This is a genomic window from Siminovitchia acidinfaciens (assembly GCF_003605385.1).
Lineage (GTDB): Bacteria > Bacillota > Bacilli > Bacillales > Bacillaceae_C > Siminovitchia > Siminovitchia acidinfaciens.
Genome location: NZ_QYTV02000004.1, coordinates 418,148 through 433,272, shown reverse-complemented (window position 1 = coordinate 433,272; position 15,125 = coordinate 418,148). Strand labels below are relative to the sequence as shown.

The 15,125-nt window shown below is 42.3% G+C and carries 12 protein-coding genes and 1 tRNA gene; 9 read left to right on the top strand and 4 right to left on the bottom strand.

From position 1 onward, the window contains the following. Window positions 1–751: 751 nt before the first annotated feature. Window positions 752–2,116 carry a vWA domain-containing protein gene (locus tag D4T97_RS11910; protein ID WP_126050953.1) on the bottom strand — a complete coding sequence of 455 codons (1,365 nt, stop codon included), beginning with the start codon at window positions 2,114–2,116 and terminating at the stop codon, window positions 752–754. Between the two features lie 338 nt (window positions 2,117–2,454). Between D4T97_RS11910 and D4T97_RS21095 the strand changes: the two genes are divergently transcribed. From D4T97_RS21095 to D4T97_RS11880, 7 genes are all read left to right on the top strand, one after another. Beyond that, on the top strand, window positions 2,455–2,538 hold the full coding sequence (locus D4T97_RS21095) for a putative holin-like toxin (protein WP_408021604.1): 84 nt from the start codon (window positions 2,455–2,457) through the stop codon (window positions 2,536–2,538). Between the two features lie 562 nt (window positions 2,539–3,100). Beyond that, on the top strand, window positions 3,101–3,520 hold the full coding sequence (nikR, locus tag D4T97_RS11905; protein ID WP_126050952.1) for a nickel-responsive transcriptional regulator NikR: 420 nt from the start codon (window positions 3,101–3,103) through the stop codon (window positions 3,518–3,520). 40 nt (window positions 3,521–3,560) lie between these two features. After that, window positions 3,561–5,186, top strand: coding sequence for an ABC transporter substrate-binding protein (locus tag D4T97_RS11900; RefSeq protein WP_235872230.1), 1,626 nt, complete (start codon window positions 3,561–3,563; stop codon window positions 5,184–5,186). Continuing rightward, window positions 5,186–6,175: an ABC transporter permease gene (locus tag D4T97_RS11895; RefSeq protein WP_268920432.1), complete on the top strand. Its 990-nt coding sequence runs from the start codon at window positions 5,186–5,188 to the stop codon at window positions 6,173–6,175. The genes D4T97_RS11900 and D4T97_RS11895 overlap by 1 nt, the downstream gene beginning before the upstream one ends. Further along, entirely contained in the window at window positions 6,172–7,017 is an 846-nt protein-coding gene (locus tag D4T97_RS11890) for an ABC transporter permease (protein WP_126050951.1), read from the top strand. Before D4T97_RS11895 ends, D4T97_RS11890 begins: the two co-directional genes overlap by 4 nt. A gap of 37 nt (window positions 7,018–7,054) precedes the next feature. After that, window positions 7,055–7,978 (top strand): ABC transporter ATP-binding protein, encoded by a 924-nt coding sequence (locus D4T97_RS11885; RefSeq protein WP_126050950.1) that lies wholly within the window; start codon window positions 7,055–7,057, stop codon window positions 7,976–7,978. Further along, the gene (locus D4T97_RS11880; protein ID WP_126050949.1) at window positions 7,968–8,564 is read left to right on the top strand and encodes an ABC transporter ATP-binding protein; all 597 of its coding nucleotides are present in this window, start codon (window positions 7,968–7,970) and stop codon (window positions 8,562–8,564) included. The genes D4T97_RS11885 and D4T97_RS11880 overlap by 11 nt, the downstream gene beginning before the upstream one ends. A 595-nt stretch (window positions 8,565–9,159) precedes the next feature. Here D4T97_RS11880 and D4T97_RS11875 read toward each other — a convergent pair. The 3 genes from D4T97_RS11875 to D4T97_RS11865 all read right to left on the bottom strand — a co-directional run bounded on the left by D4T97_RS11875 (window position 9,160) and on the right by D4T97_RS11865 (window position 11,888). After that, window positions 9,160–9,233: transfer RNA gene (locus D4T97_RS11875), tRNA-Pro, on the bottom strand. Between the two features lie 113 nt (window positions 9,234–9,346). After that, the gene (gene aguA, locus D4T97_RS11870) at window positions 9,347–10,444 is read right to left on the bottom strand and encodes an agmatine deiminase (RefSeq protein WP_126050947.1); all 1,098 of its coding nucleotides are present in this window, start codon (window positions 10,442–10,444) and stop codon (window positions 9,347–9,349) included. 58 nt (window positions 10,445–10,502) lie between these two features. Further along, complete coding sequence (locus D4T97_RS11865; RefSeq protein ID WP_126050945.1) at window positions 10,503–11,888, bottom strand: sigma-54 interaction domain-containing protein; 1,386 nt, start codon at window positions 11,886–11,888, stop codon at window positions 10,503–10,505. Window positions 11,889–12,056: 168 nt separating this feature from the next. Here D4T97_RS11865 and D4T97_RS11860 point away from each other — a divergent pair, with 168 nt between their 5' ends. Together D4T97_RS11860 and D4T97_RS11855 are read left to right on the top strand one after the other, a co-directional pair. Next, on the top strand, window positions 12,057–13,295 hold the full coding sequence (locus D4T97_RS11860) for a M20 family metallo-hydrolase (RefSeq protein WP_126050943.1): 1,239 nt from the start codon (window positions 12,057–12,059) through the stop codon (window positions 13,293–13,295). Between the two features lie 54 nt (window positions 13,296–13,349). After that, complete coding sequence (locus D4T97_RS11855; RefSeq protein ID WP_126050941.1) at window positions 13,350–14,723, top strand: aminotransferase family protein; 1,374 nt, start codon at window positions 13,350–13,352, stop codon at window positions 14,721–14,723. The last annotated feature ends 402 nt before the right edge of the window (window positions 14,724–15,125 follow it).

The window sequence follows — 15,125 nt, the reverse complement described above, 5'->3', positions numbered from 1 at the left end:
AACCTCCTTTTGGTCAGATTACTGTCCGGCTGGGGCGGCTAATTATTGAGCGGGCGCCTTACCTTGTTGTTCAGGAAAATGTTGTGAATAACTTTGTTTTCACATTATGCTACGTCTAGGTGCGACGTACAGGAAGTACTAGTGCAAGCGAAGCGACAGGTTGTCGCGTCCTGAGCCTGCCGGCGCCTAGCCCCTTAGTCACAAGCCAAGGCGCTTCCGCTTATGTTCCTTCCTGCAACAAGGACCTTCCTTTAAGGGGCCTATACACAGAAAAAATCTTAAAAACCATTACGTATTATTCCCTTTAAGGCACCCATTTAACCGCCCTAATGCATCGTAGCATAGAAAAATTTCAAGGTGAAGTATAACGCAATTTGATGTCTTTGAGTAAATTTTTGGAGACATTTTGTCAAAAAAAACTAAAAAAAGAGTGTGTCCGGCTTTTCCCTTTTTTAAGGGGGATTGCAAAAAAACAGGCCCGTAAATCATTGTTGAGATGAAGGGGAAATAAAGCAAAAATCCACCGAGGAGCCAAAGGGCACTTTCAGTGGATTCTTTCTCTGTCTTTATAGTGACGCAGACTTGGGGGGGGGGGGAAATACAACTTTGAAATGATTTAAAACTGTTTTATAGGCTATGCATGTAACAATTTCCCTTTTTTGACTTATATTTTAAAAGGCGGGAGGAAAACAAGCTGCTAAGGTATTCCTGATAGCTTAAGTGCTACAAAATATCAATCAATGAGCTCTTTTCAATCTTCTTCATTTCGGATTTTGATACGTTCATCCAGTGCCTTATCCCTTGTATCTATTCGCTGATTCCGCGCATTATCAGAGAGTTTAATTCTTAAATCCCTTGCAGTGTCACCAACATAGATCCTTAATTCACGTCCGCGATCGGCTACAGCTAAACGAATCTCAACTGGGTCTTCTTTTAAATGGTCACCTATGTATTTAGTAAGTTCCTCTAGACGCTTTTCTTCTCTCTCTTGAGCATCACGCATTTCACTTTCTTTAGTATTTATCTCATCTAATCTACTTGATTCTGATTCATAAACATTATCCACATTTGTATTCTCCCACTCGTACCAAGCATCAATAAGCAGCTCTTTTTCTTTTTCAAAAAAATCTTCAAACTGCTGCTGTGAGGAGACGGTCTCATATTTACCAGCACCAGCTTTGGCTACTTCTTTTAATGCTTCTTGACCTTCGTTATCCACATCATAGCCTATGATATTTACGACGCCTTTAATATCCGATTGGTTGATTTGTTTGGCTGCTTTAACCGGATCGCCATCACATGTTTCAACTCCGTCACTTACTACGTAGAGAATATTCTCTACATCATCTCCTGAAAGTTCTTTTAAGTCCTCTTCAGCTGCTTGAATGGCACCAGCTAACGGGGTCCATCCAGCTGGTGAAAATTGATCCAACGCAGCCGAGAATTGTTTTTGATCATAGGATTTAAATGGATAGACGACTTCCGTACTTTTACAAGAAAGAGGTTTGTCAGCATCGCTTCCAGTCCCTTTATGACCGTAAACGCGTAGAGAAATCTGGACTTGCTCAGGAAGTTCAGATACAAATGATTGAACCGCATCTTTCGCTAACTTCATCTTTTGTTTGCCGCCCACTTCGCCATTCATACTTCCGCTTGAGTCAAATAATATTTGTATGTTCACCTTTTTCTCTGATGGAACATCCATATTTTTGCTTCCCGGCTCCGAACTATTTTCTTCAAATGACGTATCTACATCTTCAAAATATTTTTTGTAAGGACGATAATCTTCAGCAACTAAAGCAAGCAATTGTTCATAATACTCCTTCATCTCTAAGTCTCTCGGCCATTGATCAATCAATTCCTTAACTTTCAATTCATCATAATTCTCGCTGCTGAATTTGCCGGGGACTTGCATGAGTATATCTTCGAGTTCATTCGATTGGTAAGCAGTTGCATCAAGCAACACATTTTCATCTCTATGATTCTCTGGCCTATCATTTTCTTCTTTGTCCTTTTCAACCGTGGTTGTTTCCAGTTTGTTTTCCTTCTCTTGACCACAACCGGAGAGGACAATAAATAGACTAAGACAAATAAAAAGGTAGTTTCTTAGCTTCATAATTCTATCTCCTTATTACAACTCATTTGTGAAGTATGCCCTTTAATTCGAAGATCATCGTCGATCAAAAATTATTCTATATAAATGTCCCTATTTGTTCAACGAAATGTTCTCTTTGTAAACAGTGGGGAGGAGAGCACCGGTTTGGTTATAATAAAATCCTTTATGTATATACTTCTAACTGAGTTTTTTCTCGTTATCTCTTCCTTCTGTTAGCATCTGGGTGAATATTTTGATAATAGGACAGGTACTATATGATATACTTGAGGGGCGATAGAAAAGGTTTCTCATGGGCGGTCGGCACTCGGTTCCTCCACTTAGGAGGGAGGTGATGCCGTGTGACAGTTTATGAATCACTATCTGCGATGTTTACCTTCGCAATATTGGTCATAGCCATACTGTCATTTAACAAAAAAGACTAAAACCGCCCTTGAGTTAGCCCACTCTGGCGGTTTTAGCGCACTTTCTTGTGCCGATCCCCAATAGGGAACCTGCTATTGCATGACCGTTTCGATGTATCCAGCATCGGAACGGTTTTTTTACTTTACGATCTTCTTATTTGAATTATACCTTAATCAACTACAATTTAAAACAATTTGTTAAATGTATAACTACTTTTTAATAAAGCTGACTAAAAGAAAAAACAAGCACAGGCATAGGTTATCAAGTCTTAGTAAAGAGTACAGCACACCTTTCCTTGCTTCTGTGAATGGGTATCACCTTTATTTATATTTGTAATACTTTAATAGGCAATAATTTGTTAATGAATTTATGAAAATGGTATGAATAATATCACATTTTTTTGGGTTAATTTACAGCAAAAACTTAGCATATAGGTTGAATAATTGCAGTAGGGATAATAATATATAAATGTTGATTTTTTAAAGGTTATCCATTTCTTCGTTATACACCCTCGTGTTACTAATGTTATAAATCGTGTTACTGGGAGACTCATGGAATTCGATAAAAATCTAGGAGGAAAAGATGGAGAACTCAACGTTAAAAAGATTTGGGATATCAATGGAGGGGCGTTTACTTCGAAAGTTTGACCGCTTAGTTAAGGAAAAAGGGTATGAAAATCGCTCTGAAGCCATTCGTGATCTTGTCCGTGATGCGCTTATCCAACATTCATGGGAAAAAGATGATCAAATTGTTGCAGGAAGCATCCTGTTATTTTATGACCACCACAAAAGAAATTTATTAGAAGAACTGACCAAAACCCAACACGATATGCATGATATTATCATGTCCACCACACATTTCCATCTCGATCATACAAATTGCCTTGAACTCATTATAGTAAAGGGAAAAGCAAAGGACATCCAATTGCTCAGTAATAAACTAACTAGTTTAAAGGGTGTTCAGTATGGAAAATTTACCGTGGCACCGATAGGAAATATTTGATTCGATTTTTAAAAACTTGCTATATGATGAGGTGATATTTTTGAGAAGGAAGTTATTTGGAATTATTGTAATAACTACTTTCGTTTTTTTATTTCTACTAACAGGCTGTGCTCAATCAAAGCCGAATGAATCTAGTCTAGAGAGTAGTCAAGATAACGAAATGAAAAAGGATGAGCTTGTGTTGGCCTTCGGAGCGGAGCCTGAAACAGGGTTTGATCCAACGACAGGTTGGGGACGCTATGGCTCACCGCTATTCCAAAGTACACTGTTAAAAAGAGATAACAAGCTTCATATTGTGAATGATTTGGCAACCAAATACGAAGTGAATGAAGAGGGCAATGCTTGGATCGTAAACATACGTGATGATGTGAAATTCTCAGACGGGAAGGCTCTAACAGTTGACGATGTAGTATTTACTTTTGAAACGGCTGCTAAAAGTGGCTCTGTTGTTGATCTGAATGTATTGGAAAAAGTTGAGGCAGTAGATGATTACACAGTAAAATTCACATTAAAAGAGCCTCAATCCACATTTGTCAATACTTTAATCGGCACAGGAATTGTTCCAAAACATGCATATGGTGCAGACTATGCCGAAAACCCTATAGGTTCTGGACCGTTTCAGCTTGTTCAGTGGGACAAAGGACAGCAACTCATAATAAAGGCTAATCCTGAATACTATGACAAGCAGCCTTATTTTAAAAAAATCACCTTCTTATTTTTAAGCGAGGATGCAGCTTTTGCTGCTGCCCAAGCGGGCGAGGTTGATCTTGCTTATATACCTGCTGCATTCAGCAATCAGAAAGTCCCTGGCATGAGATTAGAATCCGTCGAAACAGTTGATAATCGGGGGATTGTTTTCCCGTTTGTAAAATCGGGGAAATTCACGAAAGATGGTTATCCAATTGGAAATGATGTGACAGCTGATCCTGCTATCCGACATGCTATCAACATGGCTGTAGATCGACAAGCACTTGTGGATGGGGTGTTAGAAGGACAAGGAACACCAGCCTATACTTCAGTTGATGGACTTCCATGGTGGAACCCAGATACAGTCATTAAAGATGCTGATGTAGAAGGGGCCAGAAAAACATTAGAAAAAGCAGGCTGGAAGGATAAAGACGGAGATGGAATTCTTGAAAAAGGGTCTTTAAAAGCTGAATTCACTCTTTATTACTTGGCGAGTGATGCGATTAGACAATCTCTGGCCATTTCTGTTGCGGATATGATGAAACCGTTGGGCATCAATATTAAATTAGAGGGCGGAAGCTGGGATGTGATTGAAAAGAACATGTACTCCAATGCTGTTCTTTTGGGCTGGGGAAGCCACGATCCTCATGAAATGTTTAATATATACAGTAGTGAAAATGCAGGAATAGAGTTCTATAACACTGGTTTTTATCAGAATAAAACAGTAGATGAGTACTTTGAAAAGGCTCTTCGTGCTACAAATGAAAAAGATGCAATTGAATATTGGAAAAACGCTCAATGGGATGGAACAACGGGATTAAGTGCAAAAGGTGATGCTCCATGGGCATGGTTAGTGAACATTAACCACTTGTATTTAGTAAAAGAGGGATTGGATATCGGAGAACAAAGAATTCATGTGCATGGGCACGGCTGGCCAGCGACAGATAACATAGCTGAATGGAAGTGGGCTAAGTCATAGTGGGTAAAAACCTGGTGAAATTCCTATTTCTGAAAGGATTAAGAATGGTGACATTGCTAATCGCCATTTGCTTCATTTCCTTTTTCTTAATAAAAAATTCTCCGATTGACCCTATTCAAGCCTATATAGGTGCTGATATGTTGAAGGTAGGCCCTGAGCAGCGGGAAGTAATTGCAAAATATTGGGGTCTTGATCAGCCGATAATGGTGCAGTTCTTTAATTGGGGATCTTCCTTGTTAAGAGGGGATCTAGGTACCTCAATGATTTTTCGCCGTCCTGTGGCTGACATCATTAGTGAACGTTTCTTTAATTCCCTGGCTCTCATGATATCAGCTTGGATTTTATCGGGAATCATAGGATTTTTAATGGGCGTTATCGCTGCAATGAAGAAGGGTACATGGATAGACCGTTTAATCAAGTGGTACTGCTTTACACTGGCCTCAACTCCAACTTTTTGGATGGGGCTTCTCTTTCTTATCGTCTTTGCCGTATGGCTAAGATGGTTTCCAATTGGAATGGGAGTTCCGGCAGGAGTTCTAGCAGAAGATGTTACAATGGCGGATAAAATCAAGCATCTTATACTTCCCGTACTCACACTGAGTGTAGTTGGTGTTGCGAATATTGCGATGCATACGAGGCAAAAGCTGATTGATGTTCTTGCCAGTGATTATATCTTATTTGCAAGAGCGAGAGGTGAACAAGGCTTCGTACTATTTTGGAGACACGGATTAAGGAATGTGGCCTTACCGGCGATAACTTTACAATTTGCTGCTTTTAGTGAATTGTTCGGCGGAGCTGTACTGGCTGAACAAGTCTTTTCTTATCCTGGTTTAGGGCAGGCTACGGTAGAGGCTGGGTTAAGAGGGGATGTTCCTCTTTTATTAGGGTTAGTCATATTCAGTACATTATTTGTTTTTGCCGGTAATCTATTGGCTGATTTGATCTATCGGATTTTAGATCCGAGAATGAGGGAGGGGCGGTCCATATGATTCATAGCCATATTAAAAGATTCCCTCTGAATAGAAGGCAATGGACAATGATTTCGATTCTGTTTGCCTTTGTTTTTTTAGTGGTTGTGATTTTATCAAGCTTTCTTTTGGATGAAGGAAGAATTGCCACCAATCTTCAAAATCGAAATTCGCCTCCATCTCCCACCCATTTGTTTGGCACGGATTGGTTAGGAAGAGATATGTTTACTCGTACGGTCATGGGGCTTTCATTAAGTATATGGGTCGGCTTGATTGGAGCGATTGGCAGTGCGTCCATCGCTCTATTTCTGGGGATGGCAGCAGCAACAATGGGGAAAGCGGCAGATTATCTCATCTCATGGCTCATTGATCTTTTCCTAAGTGTGCCGCACCTTGTCACCCTAATCTTGATCGCTTTTACTTTAGGGGGCGGATTTAAAGGCATTGTTATTGGACTTGCCTTAACCCATTGGCCAAGCTTAGCTCGCGTCATTCGGGCAGAGGTGATGCAAGTCCGTTCTGCGGAATTTGTGCAAGTGTCTCGTAACATGGGGAAATCCCAATGGTGGATTGCGATGCATCATATTCTGCCTCATATTTTTCCGCAGCTTTTAATTGGTTTTATGCTCATGTTTCCCCATGTGATTTTACATGAAGCTGCCGTTACATTTTTAGGCTTAGGGATGTCTCCCCACGAACCGGCAATTGGAATTATTCTATCGGAGTCGATGAAATATATTTCTTCAGGTATGTGGTGGCTTGCCTTTTTCCCCGGGCTTTGCCTGCTGGTGATCGTGAGGGCATTTGATTATATTGGAGAAAATCTTAGAATGCTTATTGATCCTGCTAGAGCTCATGATTAATAAGATGACCAACGTTTAATAGCAGAGGGGTTGAGAAATGCCTATCCTTGAAGTGGAAAGTTTATCAGTTTCTTTTAAGCAATATAAAGCTGGATTTAAACAGGTTCAAAATCAAGTGATTTCAAATTTAAGCATCACTCTAAATGCAGGTGAAATCCTTGCTGTTGTAGGAGCGAGTGGATCGGGAAAAAGTCTGCTGGCACATGCCATTCTGGGCATCCTTCCGAGCAATGCAAGGACAAGTGGCATCATTAAATATGCGGGTGAGATTCTTACTCATGCTCGGCAAGAGGCTTTGAGAGGGAAGGAAATTGCGCTTGTTCCGCAATCGGTTAACTTTCTGGATCCTCTTATGCGCGTTGGGAAACAGGTCCGCACGTCTGTCAAAAGTGGGGATGCGGCTGCACTCCAGCGAAGGGTATTTGAGCGTTATCACTTAAGAAAAGAAGTTGATAATATGTATCCATTTCAGCTTTCTGGCGGGATGGCGCGTAGGGCACTTCTCTCGACCGCTATGGTAAGCGGAGCAAAAGTCATTATAGCTGACGAGCCTACCCCGGGCCTCGATCCTGTTGTGATCAAAGAAGCTTTAAATAATTTCCGAGAGTTTGCCGACAATGGCTGTGCAGTGATGCTCATTACCCATGATATAGAATCTGCTCTTAAAATTGCGGATAAGATTGCTGTTTTTTATGCGGGAACTACCGTAGAAATTGCTCGTGTGGAAAATTTTTCGGGTCATGGAGAAGCACTCAGACATCCTTATACGAAGGCGTTGTGGAGAGCGCTGCCTCAAAATGATTTTATCCCGATTCCAGGCTCACAGCCCCATCCAAGTGAATTGCCAACTGGCTGTTTGTTCGCGCCTCGCTGTTCGCTGGCTACTTCCGAATGTCAGGTAGTGCAACCGGATATAAGAGAATTGAGGGATGGAATGGTGAGGTGTATCCATGCAAATTGAAGCAAAAGGAATCGGATTTCGTTATGGTAATGGACCAATGCTGTTTCAAGGTGTCGATTTAACCTTAAATGCAGGTGAAATCATTGGGATTACCGGACCTAGCGGGCGCGGGAAAACAACTTTTTGCCGGATATTATCTGGTTTCGAACAGCCTGTTGAGGGGACAGTATTGTTTGATGGGGAACCATTACGAAGAAACGGCTATCATCCTGTTCAGTTGATCTTTCAACACCCGGAAAAAGCAGTAAATCCTCGCTGGAAGATGGAAAAAACACTAAACGAAGTATGGAAGCCAGATCAAAAATTGCTTGATTTATTAGGCATTAAGCAGGAATGGTTAGGTCGCTGGCCCAACGAGTTATCCGGCGGAGAACTGCAACGATTTTGCGTAGCTCGTGCATTGGGGCCGAACACACGGTTTCTTATTGCAGATGAAATGACCACTATGCTTGATGCAATTACACAAGTTCAAATTTGGCATGCCGTACTGGAAATTGCCAAAAAAAGAAACATGGGAATAGTCGTTGTCAGTCATGAAGCAAAACTGATCCAAAGACTTTGTCACCGTGTCATCGAATTCGGTTAATTTAATTTTTAAGCCAAAAGAATGGCTTTTTGAAATTACAATATAATCTCATTATGATCTTTTAAGAAAAGAAAATGGGAACAATAAAACCTTTGAAAATAGTTTCCTCTCCTACTGTGCTGACCTTCTATACTTCAAAAAGAATAAAAACACCAAATAGCCCCCAAAAAAATCTATGTTAATAAGAAAAGCGCAAGGCGAATTTTGATGAGGGAGCTTTTCAGCCGCTACAGCAAAGCTGCTAACTTAATTACATCGTGGGAAACATCTTTGAATCTGCTTCATGCAGCTTTGCGACGAGCTGAACAAGCCTTCCTTGAAAAAGCTATAGCACAGGAGCACATTCATCCTGAATAAGCTTCCTTGAGCTTGTGACCTCGAGCCGATGGCGCCTGGCCGCCTCAGAACGCCACATCTTGTGGCTTCGGTGGCACTAGGACTTCCTGTCCGTCGGAGCTAGACATAAAGCATTTTTTTCTGTCAGAAACTTAGTCGATTTTATACTCTCTTACCTAATTAAAAACGGCTAAATTTGTATCAATGGAAAAAGCGCCAAACCCTCCAATATGAAAGGGTTTGGCGCTTCTTTTTCATATCGGGATGACAGGATTTGAACCTGCGACTCCTAGCACCCCATGCTAGTGCTCTACCAAGCTGAGCTACATCCCGGTAAATAACGACACCTTTATTATAAGAGATATCTCCCTAGAAAACAATGGCAAAAGCCTGTGTGCTCCTGCTTTTAAGAAAAGCAGGCGGAAAAACTCCGCCTGCCCTAAAAATTAAGCCTTAGGTTGCTGCTGGGTGATGCAGTGGATGTTGCCTCCACCGAGAGAAACTTCACGTGTGTTCACTGTGACAATCTTCCGCTCGGGGTACATCTCCTTGAAAATCTGTACGGCTTCTTCATCCATTGGATCGCCGAATGATGGAAGGACAATCCCGCCGTTGCAAATGTAACAGTTGATGTAGGTGGCAATGAACTCAGTGTCTGCCGAACGGTCGAATGCGTCGGCTGCAAAATCGATTTCCCGCGCTTCTTCTTCTGTGATTGCAATTTGCTTCGGCATCGGGATTTTATAGATTTTCAGCTTTCTACCTTTGGCGTCTGTTTCTTGCTCCAACTGCTGATAGGCTTTACGAAGCACTTCATAGTGCGGGTGTTCAGGATCGTCTGTCCAACCGACAGCCACTTCGCCGGGGCGTACATAAAATAGTACTTCGTCCACGTGTCCGTCGGTTTCATCGCCGACAAGGCCCTCTTTAATCCAAATGATTTTTTCTACATTTAAGTATTCTTTTAGTTTTTCCTCGACTTCTTCTTTTGACATATCTCCATTCCGGTTCGGATTCAACACGCATTGTTCAGTCGTGATGAGCGTTCCTTCCCCATCAACGTGTATGGCTCCGCCTTCCAGTACAAAATCTTTTGCATCATATCTATCTATATTTTCAATTTCCATCACTTTTTGTTTGACAAGCTGGTCCTTGTCCCAAGGGAAGTACAGACCTTCGTCCAAGCCACCCCAGGCATTGAACTGCCAATCGATACCGCGTACTTCACCTCTGTCGTTTTTAACAAAAGTAGGTCCTATATCACGCATCCAGGAGTCATTTGATGAAATTTCAACTACTCTAATATTATCGTCCAAAAGAGCGCGGGCGTTTTCAAATTGTTCCGCGTTGACGCACACCGTAACCGGTTCAAATTGCGAAATCGCTTTCGCTACTTCTGCAAAAGCGCGTTGTGCAGGTTTAGCGCCAGATCTCCATGTGTCCGTTCTCATGGGCCATAGCATCCATGTGCCCTCATGCTCCTCAAATTCGCCGGGCATTCTGAAACCGTCTTTTCTTGGTGTGCTGTCTATTGTACGTGCCATAATGATCCCCCTCCATATATGTTCAATGATATAATTATGCAACTTTTATGCCATGAAACTAAAATTCGTATTTTTTCAGCCTTCTTAAATAGGAAGATTGGGTCAATCCGAGAGACTCGGCCGCTTTTCTCGTAGAAGGGTACTTTACTTTCGCTTCCTCTATCAATCTTCTTTCGATTGTTTCCAAGTACTCTGGAAGGCTTTGATTGTTCAATTTTCGGATGGAGTGATCCATTATCTCTTCGTATAAAATTTTATCAGGAAGATCCGAAACTGTAATCGTTTCCTCTTTTGCTGTTACGATTAAGCGCTCTATCATGTTCTCAAGCTCCCGGATATTTCCAGGCCAGCTGTAGTTTTGAAGGTATTCAAGAACGCCGCTGTCCAAAGATGACTTTTTCATATATTTATCGTTAAAAGTGTTTAAATAGTGATAGATCAATGGCGGGATATCTTCTTTTCGTTCCCGTAGCGCGGGAATTTGGATGGACACGACATTCAGCCGGTAATATAAATCCTCACGGAACCGCTTTTCCTGTACCATCTGCTGCAGGTCCTGATTAGTGGCGGCGATGATTCGGATATCAACCTTTTTAAGCTCTGTACCCCCAACTGGAATAAACGACTTATCTTGTACCAATTGGAGCAGTTTAGGCTGCAACGCTAAAGGAAGCTCGCCAATTTCGTCCAAAAATAATGTTCCACCGTCCGCTTTTTCAACAAGCCCTTTCTTTCCGCTTTGGCTTGCACCTGTGAAAGCCCCTTTTTTGTAGCCAAAAAGCTCCGACTCCAGCAGGGTTTCTGGGATTGCTCCACAGTTAATCTGAACAAAATTCTTGTCTCTTCTTGGACTGTGTTTATGAATTTCACCGGCAATCAAGCTTTTGCCGACGCCGGATTCACCCGTTAGTAGGATCGTTGCATCAACAGTTGCAACCCGGTTCACTAAATCCAATAATTCTTCATTGCTCTTACTGTTTCCGATGATTAACTGGCTTGTTTTACCCCTCTGCCGGCTTTTCTTCATTTCTTGAAGTTCTTCCCAATATTGTCGCATCAGAGATTCTGCTTTTTCAAGCTTAAATGAGTTCTTTACTGTTTCGGTAATGTCCTTTACTTGAACGAGTATATATTCAGCATTATCTTCATCGATCTTTACAAGATATCCTGTTGCGAGGAACTGCCGGTCTTTTGAGGTCTGGACCTTTGTCACGACTTCTCTGTTTTCCAAGACGATTTTAGTCACTGAAGGGGTGAAAAAGCCATTGTTCTCCAAGTCATTCACATGTCTGCCTACAATCTTGGAGCGCGGTGCACCGATCTGCCTCGTACTTGTATCATTGCACCAGAGGGCGACGCCGTTTTTATCCGCTATGAAAATACCGTCTTTTAAATGATTGAATACTTGATGAAAGTGCCGATCATTAAAAAAATAATTCCCCATATAATGCCCCTCCTCATTGAAAAAAATGATTCGATATCGCATCAATTACTTCGATTTCGGTTCATGTCTATTATATATTACTATTCTCCTAAATGAAAAGGCTTTAATTTTAAAGGGATTAAGGTTTGGCATGGTTCTTGCAACATTTGTATAGTGAGGAGGATGCGTATGGAAAAGACATTATTGAAAGTAAACAGAGAGCGTTTGCTTGAAACGATAAAAGTAAGCTCTTCCATCGGCCCATCCGGAAACGGGGGATTAAACCGCCTGGCGTTATCGGAAGCTGATAAAAACATGCGCGATATATTTGTCGACTGGTTAAAAGAGGAAGGTCTTGAAGTAAGAATAGACGATTTTGGAAACATATATGGAAAAAGAAAAGGGAAGCTTGAAGATGGACCGTCTGTTGCCATCGGATCCCACTTGGATACACAGCCATGCGGAGGCAAGTATGATGGTATTTTAGGAGTATTGTCCGCACTGGAAGTAATCCGCATTCTGAATGAAAACGATATTGAAACCGAATATCCAGTGGAAATTGTCAATTTTACCAATGAAGAGGGAGCCCGTTTCGCTCCACCGATGCTTGGGTCCGGCGGAATTACCGGAGATTTCACAAAGGATTACATATATGGCATCAAGGATGCTGAAGGGATCTCCTTTGAGCAGGCTCTGACAGACATTGATTATTTGGGAGATTCCAAGAATCGGCTGACAAATGTCAAAAACTTCATAGAACTGCATATCGAGCAAGGACCGATTTTACATGACAAGGAAAAAACAATCGGTGTTGTGCAGGGAATCCAAGGTATTGACTGGTTCACGGTAAAGGTGACTGGAAAAACGAACCACGCAGGGCCGACTCCGATGGAAAACAGGAAAGATGCACTTGTGGCTGCTTCCAAGATGATTTTAAAAGTTAATGAGATCACGGATGAGATCAAAGGCTTAAAAACTACCATCGGAAAAATGGATGTAAGACCGAATGTCACAAACGTAATTCCTGGAGAGGTGGAATTTACGATTGATATTCGCCACGAGGACAATGAATTACGGTCTCATGCTTTCGAAAGATTAAAAGAGCAGCTCAGTGCTATTGCATTGATGAGCGAAGTGGAATTGACGATCACGACTGATTGGAATACAGAGACAACCTTATTCGCACCGGCTGTCAAAGATGCCATTCAAGAAGCTGTGGATAAATTTGGATATTCATCTCTGGAATTGTTCAGCGGTCCAGGCCATGATGCAAAATATATGGCCGGAGTGGCAGATTCCGGCATGATTTTTGTGCCGAGCATTGACGGAATCAGCCACAACGAGGAGGAACTTACGCTGGATGATGACATTGAAAAAGGGGCGAACGTCCTTTTGTATGTTGTTCAAAAGCTGGCAGGTACCAAATAGTATTTCGGCGCCTGGCGCCTTACCAATAACAAAACAATTAAAGGGGAGATTTAAATGAGTCAACAAACTGAAACATTATTCAACGAGCTATCTGCACTGGATAAAAAACATATTCTTCATCCGTCCACTAATCCAAAACTTCATTCTGAAATCGGTCCAAAACTGATTTTTGAAAGCGGAGAAGGCATTTATTTAAAAGACATGGGAGGCAAAACATACATCGACGGAGTTTCCATGCTTTGGAACGTAAACGTTGGTCATGGTGTGAAAGAATTGGCCGAAGCGGCCTATGAGCAAATGACGAAAGCGGCTTACACAACTACCTTCTATGGATATTCGAATGAAGCGTCTGTACGTTTGGCTGAAAAAATTGCCGAAGTCACACCTGGCGACTTGAATACCATTTTCTATACTTCCGGCGGATCAGAATCCAACGATACAGCTTTTAAATTGTCCAGATCTTATTGGGATTTAAAAGGAAAGAAAGACAAGAAACTCATTATTTCTTTAAGAAGAGGCTATCACGGAGTTACCATTGCAACCCAAAGGGCAACAGGAATTGACGCTTACCGTGAATTCTCCGGATCAGGGGATCCTAATATCGTCAACGCGAAGCCTCATTTGACTGAATGCGAGCTTGGCGACAAAAGCCATCCTGAGTATGAAGGCTCCATCAGAAGCATTATTGAGAAAGAAGGCGCTGATAAAGTTGCGGCTGTCATCCTAGAGCCAGTCCAAGGTGCCGGCGGCGTACATGTTCCACCAGAAGGTTACTTGAAAGCAGTTCGTGCGCTTTGCGACGAGTTTGACATTCACATGATTGCCGACGAAATCATCTGCGGATTCGGAAGAACCGGAAAAATGTTCGGTGTGGATCATTGGGATGTTGTTCCTGATTTCATGTGTGTGGCTAAAGGGATGACAAGCGGTTATGTACAGCTTGGCGGCGTGCTCATGACTGATGAAATCAGAGATACATTCCACACATACGACGGAATGCTCCCTCACGGATTTACGTACAGCGGACATCCAACAGCGTGCGCAGTCGGCTTGAAAAACCTTGAAATTCTTGAGCGTGACGGCCTGATTGAAAACGCAAGAGTCATGGGAGACGAGTTGAAAAAAGGTCTAGCCTATTTGGAAGATAAATATGCTTTTGTTGGAAACACAAGAAACAGAGGCCTTCTTGCCGGATTCGATTTGATGGAAGATCCAGCAGCAGGCAAGCCATTTGACGGATCAATCCAAGCAGCTGTTACAGTTGTGGAAGAATCCTACAAAAGAGGTCTTTTAATCAGACCATTCGCCTTTACTCCTGGCATGAACATCGTAGCGATTGCTCCTCCGTTGGTCGTAAATAAAGAGGAAGTCGAAAGAATTATCGCCATCGTTGACGAGTCAATAGCTGCATTTGCGAAAACGCTTTAAGAAAGAAAAAGTGTAGGGTGACATTTAGCAACGTACAGACTAGAGTGGCCTTCGACGAGATAAAAGAAAAACGGCGCCGAAGGCCGCCTCAGACCGCCACATCCTGTGGCTTCGGTGGCACTAGGACGTCCTGTCCGTCGGAGCCGATGTTGACTTATCGTAGGAGGAGGCGCAAAGTCTGCTAGTCGCTGGAGCCCGGAGCTGGACAGTGAGGAAAAGCGGAAGCGCCCCGAACGGCCCCGACAAGCATAAGACAAGCGCAGGCCGCCTGACAGAACACCGCATCCTGTGGATTCAGTGGCACTAGCACATCTGTGCGCCGCTGGACTCCAAAAAAGCTGAGGCCATAATGCCTGAGTTGGGGGAAATATGGCAAACACGGGTACACAGGGTTGCTAATCG

Coding starts and splice junctions, on each gene's coding strand:
- D4T97_RS11910 (WP_126050953.1), bottom strand. CDS start 2,116: ATGAAGCTAAGAAACTACCTTTTTATTTGTCTTAGTCTATTTATTGTC.
- nikR (WP_126050952.1), top strand. CDS start 3,101: ATGGAGAACTCAACGTTAAAAAGATTTGGGATATCAATGGAGGGGCGT.
- D4T97_RS11890 (WP_126050951.1), top strand. CDS start 6,172: ATGATTCATAGCCATATTAAAAGATTCCCTCTGAATAGAAGGCAATGG.
- D4T97_RS11885 (WP_126050950.1), top strand. CDS start 7,055: ATGCCTATCCTTGAAGTGGAAAGTTTATCAGTTTCTTTTAAGCAATAT.
- D4T97_RS11880 (WP_126050949.1), top strand. CDS start 7,968: ATGCAAATTGAAGCAAAAGGAATCGGATTTCGTTATGGTAATGGACCA.
- aguA (WP_126050947.1), bottom strand. CDS start 10,444: ATGGCACGTACAATAGACAGCACACCAAGAAAAGACGGTTTCAGAATG.
- D4T97_RS11865 (WP_126050945.1), bottom strand. CDS start 11,888: ATGGGGAATTATTTTTTTAATGATCGGCACTTTCATCAAGTATTCAAT.
- D4T97_RS11860 (WP_126050943.1), top strand. CDS start 12,057: ATGGAAAAGACATTATTGAAAGTAAACAGAGAGCGTTTGCTTGAAACG.
- D4T97_RS11855 (WP_126050941.1), top strand. CDS start 13,350: ATGAGTCAACAAACTGAAACATTATTCAACGAGCTATCTGCACTGGAT.